This window comes from Chryseobacterium camelliae (assembly GCF_002770595.1).
GTDB lineage: Bacteria > Bacteroidota > Bacteroidia > Flavobacteriales > Weeksellaceae > Chryseobacterium > Chryseobacterium camelliae.
The window spans coordinates 1,033,687-1,045,934 of sequence record NZ_CP022986.1 but is presented as its reverse complement, the minus strand read 5'-3'; the positions used below and the strand labels follow the sequence as shown (position 1 = coordinate 1,045,934).

6 protein-coding genes are annotated in these 12,248 nt (G+C 43.3%); all 6 read right to left on the bottom strand.

Going from position 1 to position 12,248, the window contains the following annotated elements; genetic code table 11:
• Nucleotides 1-33: 33 nt before the first annotated feature.
• The 6 genes from CGB83_RS04750 to CGB83_RS04715 all read right to left on the bottom strand — a co-directional run bounded on the left by CGB83_RS04750 (nucleotide 34) and on the right by CGB83_RS04715 (nucleotide 12,203).
• Nucleotides 34-954 (bottom strand): helix-turn-helix domain-containing protein, encoded by a 921-nt coding sequence (locus CGB83_RS04750; RefSeq protein WP_100077497.1) that lies wholly within the window; start codon nucleotides 952-954, stop codon nucleotides 34-36.
• 57 nt (nucleotides 955-1,011) lie between these two features.
• Nucleotides 1,012-1,785 (bottom strand): SDR family NAD(P)-dependent oxidoreductase, encoded by a 774-nt coding sequence (locus CGB83_RS04745; RefSeq protein WP_100074768.1) that lies wholly within the window; start codon nucleotides 1,783-1,785, stop codon nucleotides 1,012-1,014.
• A gap of 735 nt (nucleotides 1,786-2,520) precedes the next feature.
• Nucleotides 2,521-3,483, bottom strand: coding sequence for a C-type lectin-like domain-containing protein (locus CGB83_RS04735; RefSeq protein WP_157761323.1), 963 nt, complete (start codon nucleotides 3,481-3,483; stop codon nucleotides 2,521-2,523).
• A 6-nt stretch (nucleotides 3,484-3,489) separates the two neighbouring features.
• On the bottom strand, nucleotides 3,490-4,446 hold the full coding sequence (locus CGB83_RS04730) for a C-type lectin-like domain-containing protein (protein ID WP_100074765.1): 957 nt from the start codon (nucleotides 4,444-4,446) through the stop codon (nucleotides 3,490-3,492).
• A 789-nt stretch (nucleotides 4,447-5,235) separates the two neighbouring features.
• Nucleotides 5,236-10,047, bottom strand: a complete 4,812-nt coding sequence (locus CGB83_RS04720) for a DNA repair ATPase (protein ID WP_100074763.1) — start codon at nucleotides 10,045-10,047, stop codon at nucleotides 5,236-5,238.
• 146 nt (nucleotides 10,048-10,193) lie between these two features.
• Nucleotides 10,194-12,203 carry a flotillin family protein gene (locus CGB83_RS04715; RefSeq protein ID WP_100074762.1) on the bottom strand — a complete coding sequence of 670 codons (2,010 nt, stop codon included), beginning with the start codon at nucleotides 12,201-12,203 and terminating at the stop codon, nucleotides 10,194-10,196.
• Nucleotides 12,204-12,248: the final 45 nt, after the last annotated feature.

The window sequence follows — 12,248 nt, the reverse complement described above, 5'->3', positions numbered from 1 at the left end:
TATCGTCAGTTCAGATATAAGAGTTGAAGGCTTTCAGTTGAATGACGTCCTGAACTCCACTGGCGAAAGACCCGTTTGAGCCTTAAACATTTTGCTGAAGGACTGCTGATGCTCAAAACCCAGCTCATAAGCGATTTCACCGATGGTCAGACCGGTGGACATCAGCTTTACCTTTGCCTGTTCAGTAAGTTTCTCCCGAATATACTGCTGGGTGTTTTTGCCGATCACCGAACGCAAAACATCGCTCAGATAGCCGGGCGAGATATTCAGCTGGTCAGACAGGTATTGAACGGTCGGAAGTCCATGATGAAGCGTTTTAAGACTGTTGATATATTCATCAAGAATGGTTTCGGCTTTTTCCAGAATATGATGGTTAACCACCTTCCGGGTAATGAACTGGCGCTTGTAGAACCTGTTGACATAACTCAGCAAAAGTTCGATCTGCGCAAGCACTACTTCCTGGCTGAACTCATCAACGCGGCTGTTCAGTTCCTCTTCCATAATCCTGAACACGGAAAGGATGGTTTCTTTTTCTGCATCTGAAACATGCAGCGCCTCATTGGATGAATAGGAGAAATAGCCATACTGCTTTATCTTTTGGGCTAAAGGGTGTCCCAGCAGGAAATCAGGATGGATCAGCAGAATGTAGCAATAGGTTTCACTGTTGTAATCGGTGCTTCCTACCAGCTGGTTAGGCGCCAGGAACAGCATGCTGCCTTCATCATAATCATAGTAATCCCGGCCGTATTTCAGCCTGCCGCTATTTTTCGTGATAAACGTTATTTTGTAAAAGCTCAGGATGTCATAAATAGGAGCCATCCTTGTATTGAAAGGGTTATCCTCATTGAAATGTACAAGGCTGATCAGCGGATGCTGCGGTGCAGGAAGCCCGAAGGCCTGATGGCTTTGGGATATCGATATAAAGCGTATCAGTTTATCCTCTTTGTTTTTCATGGTATAAATGTATAAAAAACCTACGAACATCACTGTCGTAGGTTTCTTCATTAAAAATTACCAGGGAAGGATGTTATCTTTTCCGCTAAACCCTTCAGGACCGGTAAAGCTTCCTGTCGGAATGTCTTCCGCCAAAGCGACTCTGATCGGTTCCCTGGAACCTTCTTCCACGGAATCCGTTCCCTGGAAATTGTTGAGTGCCGTAGCCGTAAATCCCGGGCTGACAAGATGAACCTTTATATTGGCAGGTTCCAGCTCAATCGCAAGGGAAAGGAATATCCCGTTCAGCGCAGTCTTGGAAGCCCCATAAACCGCGTCAAAATTTGATCGGTACGGATTCTCTGGATTAGCGTTGATAGTAAGAGATCCCAGTGCACTGGAAACTGTTACAATACGTGCATTGGATGCCTGCTTCAGCAACGGCAAAAATGCCTGCGTCAATGCAAGGGTTCCGAATACATTCGTGTCCCAAACCGTTTTCAGCTCACTGATGGATGCAATGCTGGCGCGCTGCGCTCCAAGTACTTCCTCCATGGTCCGGCCGGATGTACCGGCATGTGAAACGGCTGCATTATTAACCAGTAATGTAAGGTAGCCATATTCACTTTCTATCGTCTTTACTGCCGAGAGGATGGATTCATTATCGGTTATGTCCAGCTGAACAGCTATGGCTTTTCCACTCAGTTTATCAACGGCTGCCTGACCTTTTTGTAGGTCACGGGAACCTATGTAGACCGTATAACCATTGTCTGTAAGGGCTTTTGCAATCTGGAAACCCACTCCGGTATTGGCACCTGATACCAGTGCCACTTTATTCTCGTTTGTCTGCATGATATTGTATTTACGTGTTACAGGGCAAAGATGGGGATTACCGTAGCGAATGCTGTATCCAGATCGAAGCTGTTTGAATCCGGATTGAGGGAATTGTTATCTGATAACCATTGCTGAGAAATTAGCATCAATATCCCGTACCGAATACAATTACTACCGGTTTTCCGTCCTTACATTTTTCAACTGTCATACTGATTACATCTCTGCAAATGCTGGGATATTTCATTATCATGTCATAAGACGGTTTTCCGTAATGAGAACTTTTAATCTTATGCTATCTTTACTTAAAAACATATGGTCAGACCTATTTTGATTGCAGGATTGCTTTGTATCAGCAGTTGTGGTAAAAGAATGGCACCGTCCATTATCGGTACAAACATAAGTTATGAACAGGGTAGATTACTTATAGAAAACACTAAAGATTGGGAAAAGCAAAAAAAACACATCCTGGTATTGGTCAATCATAAAGAATGCTCCTGGGACCGCTTTTCTTATTGGGTTAAGAACGGTAAAATCAAAACTTTCAGTATACTAAAAGATCCATCGGAAATTCAGAAAATAAACATGCCCAACAGGGATGTAAAAGTATTGATATCAGCAACTCAATAATGTATCCTTTGATCCTTTGCGGATAGCCGATTTTAAAGTACTGAAAATTCCCCGGACCTGTCAATCCGGGGAATAGTTTGTTGATTGCTGATAATCAGGTTAGCTTCAGGATTAAACTTAAATGTTTTACTGCTGGAATTCCACAATAAAGCCATTGATGCTCCCATTATTAGCCGGAAGGTCGTTCCACGGATGGATAGAAGTATAGCCATTCTTTACTACAGTAGAATTGTCATTTTTTCCATACGTATGTACAAAGCCTTCGCCTGAATTGGCATTATTGGGCTCAGCACTGGCAAACCAGTTTATTTTCCTGACGGCTGAAAGACCTCCTTCACTATAATCATGTAAAGGCTGCTCGCCGGTAATCCATTTCTCTTCCGGGTCCGGAGTCAGGGCTGATCCTGCTTCCCATGAAAACTTCACAAATCCGATCCATGCCCTCTGACTATCGAAAACGGTATTATTGCTTAACAGGTTCTGCTCTATATATTGCCATTCAGTGTCCGTAGTAAAAGTAGCCAGGTACCCGCCCATGTTTTTAGCAACATTATAGGCATCAAACCAGCTCAGGGCGGCACTGCCGGAATAAGCGGTATACGTATGCCCGTTTACGGTATAGCTGATGTTGCCCTGCTTCGTATAGGTACTGTTGCCGATCGTAAGCGTCACAGGAGCTGATGATGCGGTTGCCGTCTTGCTGGGAACATAACCCAGAATATTGGAATCTACTGATGTTGAATAACTCAGAACCGTAGTGTTGATCACAGCACCTAAGCTTCTCCAGATGCTGCCATCGAAATAATAACATCCTGCCGATGTGATATTAGCCGTTTTGGTATCGGCAGCCGTTGGAATTGAGGTAGCATAGACAATAGCGCCGGTCTGTGCTGCCGAATATTTTGGTCCGGCATTCTTGATCTGGTCACCGGTCAGGCGCGGTATTCCGATTCCTTCTGATGTGGTTCCGTCATTTTTCAAAGCGTCTACCTGGAGAGTGGAAATGACATTGGAAGTTCCTATTCCCATTTGCGCAGAAAGGCTTATACTGCATCCTGTAAAGGACAGTAATAATAGATATTTGTTCATCTTGATCTACTGTTGAAATTCTACGATAAATCCCGTGGTATTTGCTGAGTTGGCGACCACATCATTCCAGGTATGGGTGGAGGTATATCCGCCGTATGTTTTTGTGCCGCCGCTGTTCTTTTGTAAAGTAATGACGAATCCTTCTGTTCCGCCGGAATTGTTAGGTTCCCCCGTGTTAAACCAGTTGGATTTCCTCACTGCGCTGGTGCCTCCGGCACTGTAGTCATGTAAGGGCTGTTCTCCTGTAATCCATTTTTCTTCGGGATCAGGAGTAAGTGCGACTCCGGCAAACCAGGAAAATTTCGCAAAGCCTATCCATGCCTGCTGGGTGTCGAATGCTGCAGCACTGAGAAGATTCGTTTCAATCTGTTGCCATTCTGCATCAGTGGTAAAAGTAGCTAAGTAGCCGCCCATATTTTTAGCTGCATTGTACGCATTATACCAGGTGATTCCGGCTCCGCCCGCAGAATAAGCAGCATAGCTGTGACCGTTATAATTGGTAATACCCGTACGTGTAGCGGTAATTCCATTGACGTTAACTGTAGCTGGTGCATTGCTGCCGGCGGTAGCGGTGTTGCTCGGTACATAACCGAGGATATTGGGATCGATTACAGAGCTTATACTTAACGTCGTGGTGGTGCTCTGTGCACCCATTCCGCGCCATACGCTGCCGTCAAAATAATAATAGCCGGGAGCGGTGATATTAGCGGTTTTAGCAGTAACAGGTGAGGGTACTGAAGTAACATATACAATAACCCCTGCGTGGGCCGCGGTATATTTTGAATCCGCAGCTGATAGCTGATTTCCGGTGAGCCTCGGAGCAATAACACCCTCAGCAGTAGTTCCATCCGTATTTTTTGGAGCCACGTCCAAAGTAGTTCTGGGAGAGGTAGTATTTATCCCAACCTGGGCGTTAATAAAACCTGCTGATAACAGAGTTACCAGAAGTAAATTTCTTCTCATTATAAAAGCGTATAAAATTTTTGCAAAGATAGGCAAATTAAGGTCTATGTATAGCCGTAAACACCTGTTAAATGGGGAAAATAGACGGTTCGTGGGTAATTGTGTATACTATCTGTTCATATTCAACATATTAAATATCATTAAAATCAGAAAGAATACACGGTCAGCCAAATTAACAGGGAATAATCAGTTTACATGCTTTAAAATTACCGGAAAAACGAGTGGTCTGAGAGTGTCTGATCAACAGTCGGTCATCCTTTTTTGTGCTCTTTGCTTCCTGATCTTGCACTCATCAGGTTGTTTTGACATAACATTGTTCAAAGCAGTTCCAAACGGTGATTCTGCGAAGAATAGCTGGAAGTATCACCGGCGAGAACAGAGGGGCCGGAGGGCTAGGTTATTTTACCGCCATGCGTTCCGGGACCTTCCAGAAAAGAAAATGGGTGTATTAGTACTAACTAAAAAAATATCCGACTGTAGTCATGTGGAGATCCTAAAAACTCGCCGTTACAATTAAGCTGGTTCAAAGAAACCTTCAAATCAAGTCTTCAAAAGTACTGCCCGTATAATCAATATTGGGAAAAGAAGTATTGGTTGATTGATCATGAATAACAGAATGAAAATTATTAGAAAGCACAATAATCAAACAGTAAGTCTCACACCTCAATGATGCGGATTGAGAATCGACAGTGCTAAAACCATTTTCCGACAGGAGGTCGAGAAAAATTATAAAAAGGTCCGTTTCACTAGGTGTGAGACGGACTCTTTGATCTCAATATAAAAATACTCTCAGTTCTTCTTTAAAACCTCTTTTATTCCGTTGAGGCCTTCGCTGAACTGGGAAAGCATGGCAATTACCTGCGCCATCCGGTCATTTTCGCCAAAGCCTTTTATACTTTTGTTTTTAAGGAATGTTTTTTTTATTTCATTCCATCGCAGAGCCTCTTCTTCAGAAATAAGGTTTATCATTTCCTTCAATTTAAGCATGTTTGATTCCGCTCCTGTGGTTAAGGTCTGGGATTCGTTCTGGTAATGATTCAATACGGCCTGAATCACTTCTTCATCTTTCAGGATCGGCTGTACCTGTGTGATCAGCTTATTCATATTCCGGTAAGAACCCTGAAGCTTAAAGGCGGGTTCGTTCCTGTATTCATCGGACATTGCTGCGGAAGCGATATACTGCTTATTGACCTTCAGAACAATGTCCCTTATTTTCAGACTGTTCTCAAGCACCTTCCTGAAGTCTGAAACTTCATTCGGACTGAAATTTCCTGTCAGATCTATATTCATTGAACCGGATTGGATGCTGTCATAGAGACGGTAAAGATTTTCCATTCCGTACTGCGTCAACCGGTTAAGGTATTCATTGGACGTCAGGGCATTTTCTATTAAGCTTAAATCGAACAATTCCGTCTTGCTGCCTGAAATCTCTCCCAGGTTATAGGTGTCGGAACGGTTGGCCAGCATATCAGGGATTCTGAATTTTTCTCCGCTTTCCGTATAAGGATTTCCGGCCATCACCAGGCAGAACCGTTTTGCTCTTAAATCATATGTTTTGCTCTCACAATTGTAAATGCCTTCAATTTTTCTTTGCCCGTCTGCTAGGGAAATGAACTTCTGCAAAAATTCAGGATTGCAGTGCTGGATATCATCGAGATACAGCATGACGTTATCGCCCATCTCCAGTGCCAGGTTTAATTTTTCCAGTTCCTGTTTTGCACCGGCATTTTTTGCTTCAGCGGGGTCTGTGGAAACGATATCATGACCGATTGACGGCCCATTGATTTTCATGAAAACCAATCCCATCCGGTCTGCCATGTATTCCATCAACGTTGTCTTTCCATAACCGGGAGGTGAGACCAGAAGCAGCATGCCCATCCTGTCGGTGCGCTTGTCATTGCCTGCTGTTCCCAGTTGCTTGGCCAGGTTAGCTCCTATCAGCGGAAAGTACACTTCATTGATCAGCCTGTTCCTTACGAAAGAACTTAAGACCTGAGATTTGAATGTGTCAATTTTCAGAGCTTTCTTTTTTTCCTGTACCCATTTTGCTTTGAGCTCCTGAAGCTGTCTGTATTTTGGGACAATCGACTCATTAAAATAGGATAAACGGGAGGTGAACGCATAGTAGTTTAAAGGATAATCAGCATCTTTCTCCAAGGACTTCAGATTCTTCAAAACGGTTTCATAACCGGTATGGAGAATATTTTTAGCATCAAAATCCTGTGTTACCAGGAAAACGGCTGCTTCTTTTTTAACATCATCGTCAAACTCTGTCTCAGTATTTTGTAAAAAAGCACTCAGGGCACTTTCTGCAATGGAGAAACACGCCGCAGGGTATTGCTTTAATCCATTCAGTTGGTCGGTAAACTCCAGGTCTTTGCCTTTTTCTTTCAGATCTTTTAAAAACATTTCATATAATGAGCCTGCTTTTTCTGAAACCAGAAATGACGATTTATTTTCTTTTCTGAGATAAACAGCTGCATTCAGTTCATTAACGCCTGTAAACAGTTGGGTGTGGTGAACGAATGACCTAAGCTCCTCTGACAATTCTTTAGTAAGGTGAAGGAAACCATTATCGGTTGTAAATGATTTGGAAATCAGGTCTGCAGCTTCAAACTGTTTTTGGTAATAGGCTTTTTTTTCCGTATTCAGGAAATACCAGAACAGGTGTGCCAAGGCCCTTTCCTTAAAAGCAAACTGCATTAGTCCCAATTCATTGGCCATCTGCTGGAGTTTTGAAACTATGGTCAGTGCATCTTCATCGTGGATCCCTTTTACCAGGCCTTCCCCGAAGTGTTCCGTCATAAACTGCTGAATGGCTATCCGGTTATTTTCTTCATAAATAATGCCTTTATTTTGCGAAAAGACATTCCATGCCAGATATTCAAAACGTTTCACGTGATCGTTCTCCGAAATATATTCCTGATTCCAGACTTCCTTATATTCTGAAAGGGCTTCAAAGTGCAAAGGTTCATAAAATGCAGTTCCTGTAAGGTGATAATAGTACTGCGCATTCCTCATGACCAGGGTGAGGTCTAGCTTCTGACGGTTGACCGCAAATTTATAATCCCCTAATGCAATCACATGGTCTCCGTCTGCATAGATCTCCTTTTTATCTTTCAGTTTTCTTGCTGATTCCTGCTGGGAAGTCTTAAGTATGGTCTGAATTTCTTCCGCTTTAGCAGAATCGTCCAGCTCCATCAGCTGCTTTGAAAGATCCCTGACTTTCTCAACCATTAAATCGGTAGCAAAATAGCCGTTGATCTCATTCTCGGAACCGAAGGATTCTGCTTTGGTCTGAATAGATTTTAAAATCCGCTGGGCAGAGTCATACAGGCGCTGGGTGCGTCTGTTCCTGGCTTCGGTCAACTGAACTCTTTTATTCTGAAAATGACCGTACACTTCTTCTCTTTTTTCACCGATTTTCTTAACAAATTCATCGAAATCAACAAATCTCGTCTCCATTTCTTCCAGCTGGATGGATAGTTTGGTCAGGTAGTCGTCGCATTTCTCAGGTGTCTGGGACAGTTCAAGGAAGTTAATGACCGACTGGTCAAATAAAGTCATCTGAGCCTGGAAATCCGCAGACAGTTCTTTGCCTGAAACTTCTCTTTTCCTCTTGGACAGCTCTAACCTTTCCTGGTTCAGTCTTGCAAAAATGACCGAAATATTCTCAATGATCTGAGTTGACTGCGAAGTATCTTCAATTTTAAGGTTATTGACTATATCTACAAGCAGTTCAAGTTGCCCGGACAGGTTGTTGATTTCTTCCTCAATCGTTTTTGATTCAACGGCTTTCTGTACATTAATAATAGCTTCTGAGATCTGATTGGCCCTGTTCTGATAGGGAAGGAGTGCATCCTCCTGAAGAAGGAAGCCCACACACGCACCGGAGAGTTCCTCCGATCTAGCAGCAAGGGATTGCTCCAGCGTATCAAGAACAGTTGCGTCTGCATATTTCAGTTCCCTCGCTCCGGTAATTTCACCTCGCAATGCCCTGATGCGGGAAAGCATATCGATATATTCGGTCAGCTGGGTATAGTGGATCCTTTTGGTGTCATCTAAAACCTTCTCGCAGGCTGATTTGATTTTTTCAATAGCTTCGCCCGTATTTTTCTTCTGCTCGACGACTTTCTCATATTCGTTGATGGCGGAGTGGGCGATATTCCTGATTTCTTTTAGAGGGCGGTCGAGACTTTCCACCTCTTCCTGATCCAGGAAGTAATAGGCATCTAAAATCGTGGTGGAGAGTTTTACGATGTCATCATACAGTCCGCTGTAAGAATCTTTCTTATTGAGCAGCGTAATCAGTTCCTGGCTTTCCGCCATAACCCGTACAATATCCTTGTTACCAATCTTATACAGGAGTGTGTCTGACTGAGCCGTATCCGGAAGGAGTTCTTTAGCATAGGGTGTCTGCCAGATCTGCGCCAGATGGTGTTTTGTGGTCTCTAGGCTTTCCCTCAGATAGATAAGTTTTCCGTCATTAAGCAGTGTGTAGCCGCTGCATCGTATCGGTGTTTCAATCGTCTGGGTAATGATGTTGTAGGAAATCAGCTGATAATTATTCGTTTTGTCATCATAGAAAACATACATAAAATTTTCACCGTTAGGCTCCTGAACGGTTTTCAGGTAATGAAGCCGGTTGACATCCTGGGAAATGACCTTGAGCCCGCCGGTCTGCAAGGCATATCCGTTTGAAAACAGAACGCCCTGGTTTTCCGGAAGCAAAACTGCTGAGTGTTTCAAAGTATCCACCCTTGAAACTGTCTTTTCCTTATGATTATAAATAAAATATCTTTCCGTCTCCTGATAAGGTTTAATCTTAAATAGAACCAGGTTGTCCAGGTCGCAGAAATGGATTTCCGCATCATCCAGGTTCTGGTCTTTATGAATGACATCTTCGGAATAAATCCCTTTGCCCGTATCGGTATTGTCTTCAATTTTTATCGTCAGATCGCCGCCTATAGATTCTACAAAGACCTTGTCTGCCAGGGAAACGTGCGGGAATTTTCCGCTTCGCTGCATATCCCTGGTTGCTTTTGTCCATACAAAATCATGTTGCGGCGGATAGCTAACTTCGGATCCACTCCGTGAGTCCACATACGTAAGCCGTGAATCTTTGATCAGCCATTTGAATGCTTTAGTGTCAGAAGGACTTTCAGACAGCTGGAAAACCATATACAGATAGTTTTCCGTAAAATGAAAACGTGCAAAGAAGGTATTTCTGTAGTATTTGTAAAGGTTTTTAAATTCGTCAGTAAATGTTTCGTCATGTATTAAGAAAGCATCCTGGGGTTCAAAACGGCCATTATTGATGGTATAGACTGAGAAAACATCTGTGATGTTGATTTCCGTCTGTAAGCCCAGATGAGCATTGGAACCGAAAATCAGGATATTATCCAGTGAAAAAATATCTTTGGCTACACAATTGTGTTCCGTAGAAATCCTTTCATTGGCGATGAGTGAAAAATCGACTCCGCCGAAAATCTCTTTACGCTTTTCATTCAGCTTCTGAAGCCTCTGGATAAGGTCGCTTTTCTGCTCGTTCAGACGGCTCTGTATAATTTCATATGTCCCTGAATGTAATTGTTCTGACATAGTATAAGATGTTAAAATGTTATGTACCTTCTTTCAGTCTGTTATCTCTGTGCTACAATGCTTTTAGCTGAATCAGGCAGGATGAAAAACTCTCAAGGTACCACAGGAGAAAACAATGAGAGTTTTACAATATAATTGATTGTGCTTTATCTGATAGGCTTCTGGTCAACCCCCAGATTTTTTGCCATGTCCATGGCCCTGTCAAGAAGGCCTCTTTCCTGCATGTTGGCTACACCGTTCAGCTTAAAGATCAGGTTTGCAATGCTCATATTTTTGATGTCTTCAGATGAAATGTTGTATTTATCAACCATTCCCATTACTTTTTCAATAATATTTTCACCGTCGCCTAAGAGGTTTTCTTTCACCAGCTGCGCATTTTCACTGTGGCTGATAAATTTATCCAATCCTTTTCCTGCGGAAACCTGGCGGACCACATTGTCAAAGAAAGTGTTGTCGCCACCTACGATATCAATTTTTGCAGACTTAAACGCTTGCGACAATACTTCAGCCTGAGCCTGGGCGATGTCTTTCTGGATGGAGATTTGTGCCAGTTCCACCTCTTTTTCTTTTGCTAGGGTAAGCCTGAACTCTTCGTGGTCTTTTCCTGCGTCATTCAGCTTTTTCATGGCTTCTGCCTTTTCGGTAATTCCGGCAGCTTCCGCCAGCGCTTTCTCTTTAATGACTTCTGCCTGGGCGATGCCTTCTTTTTTAATGGCATCTGCCTTTTTCTCTATCACCACAGCTTCCACAATTCCCTGTCTTTCCGCAGCGTCAGCTTTTGCATGGAGGACCTGGGCTTCAGATAATCCCACTGTAGCTTCTTCTTTTGCTTTAGCATCAGCGATTATTTTACGGGCTTCCGCTTCTTTTTCGGCAGCATCTCTCTTCGCCTGGGCTTCGATGACATATTTCTGGGCATCCTTTTCAGCCGCCAGTTTCCTGGCTTCCGCAGCTTTTGTCTCCTGGATCAGCTTCTTTTCGGCCTCCTGGTTGGCCAGTGTAATTTCTACCTGCTTCATTCTGTCAGCTGTCTTAAAAGCTTCCAGGTCTTTGATCACCTGCTGTTCTTCGACTACTGTTTTTTCCATGGTTAAACGCTCACGGATGGCATCCTGGATGTTTTTCTTTTCCAGCTCGATCGCTTTTTCTTTTTCAATCTGGGCCAGGGAAACAATTCTTTCCCTTTCTGTGGCTTCCAGCATTTTGTCTTTCTGCACGCGCTCTGTTTCAACCAGGTCGGCACGTTCTTTATTTTTAGCGGCAATCACCACCTGTCTCAGCTTATTTTCTTCAGCGATCTGAAGTTTTTCTTCGGTGGCTATGCGTACTGTCTCATACTTCAGCCTTTCCTCTTCATTCACTTTCAGGATCTCAGCGTTTTCACGTGCTTTGATGTTGGCTACCTCTCTTTTCTGAGATTCTTCTTTTTCAGCCAGCTGCTTTTCAAGCTCTAAAATGGCTTCCCTCGCCTCAACATTCTGCTTGGTGATGGTTTTTTCCTCATCTCTGCGCACCTGGTTGGCTTTGATATTCTGGGTAGCGGTTAATTCCGTAATCTTTTTGATCCCTTCTGAATCCAGGATGTTATCTTTATCCAGGCTTTCTATGGAGGTCTGCTCCAGGTAGTCGATCGCACAGTCATCCAGGACATATCCGTTCAGGTCTGTCCCGATGATATCCAGGATTTCCTGACGGAATTCACTTCTCGCTTCATACAGTTCGATGAATTCAAACTTTTTGCCTACCGTTTTCAGCGCTTCCGAAAACTTAGCTTCGAACAACTCTCTCAGGGTATGGATATCGGATGCCCTCTGGCAGCCTATCGTCTGTCCTACATTCACGATGTCATCCACCGATTTATTTACCCGTATGAAGAATGCCACCTGGATATCTGCCCTCATATTGTCTTTACAGATCAGGCCGGCTCTTCCTTCTCTGGCAATTTCTAATTTTTTTACCGAAATATCCATAGACTCCATCCGGTGTATAATCGGGATCACGATCCCGGCATTGAAGAATACTTTTGTTCCGCCATATCCGGTCCTGAGGATAACGATGCCCTGTACGGTTTTTTTGTACATGGACAGCACCCAGAAAATCAATCCGATTGAAGCGATTACCGCAACAACAATCCCTGTAATTAATGGTAAATTCATAGTTTTAAAGTTTAATTATTTGAAAATATATTTATATGATCAGGC

Bases quoted from the DNA above. Each gene is read 5' to 3' on its own strand.
- CGB83_RS04745 (WP_100074768.1), bottom strand. From the start codon at position 1,785: ATGCAGACAAACGAGAATAAAGTGGCACTGGTATCAGGTGCCAATACC.
- CGB83_RS04735 (WP_157761323.1), bottom strand. From the start codon at position 3,483: ATGAACAAATATCTATTATTACTGTCCTTTACAGGATGCAGTATAAGC.
- CGB83_RS04730 (WP_100074765.1), bottom strand. From the start codon at position 4,446: ATGAGAAGAAATTTACTTCTGGTAACTCTGTTATCAGCAGGTTTTATT.
- CGB83_RS04720 (WP_100074763.1), bottom strand. From the start codon at position 10,047: ATGTCAGAACAATTACATTCAGGGACATATGAAATTATACAGAGCCGT.
- CGB83_RS04750 (WP_100077497.1), bottom strand. From the start codon at position 954: ATGAAAAACAAAGAGGATAAACTGATACGCTTTATATCGATATCCCAA.
- CGB83_RS04715 (WP_100074762.1), bottom strand. From the start codon at position 12,203: ATGAATTTACCATTAATTACAGGGATTGTTGTTGCGGTAATCGCTTCA.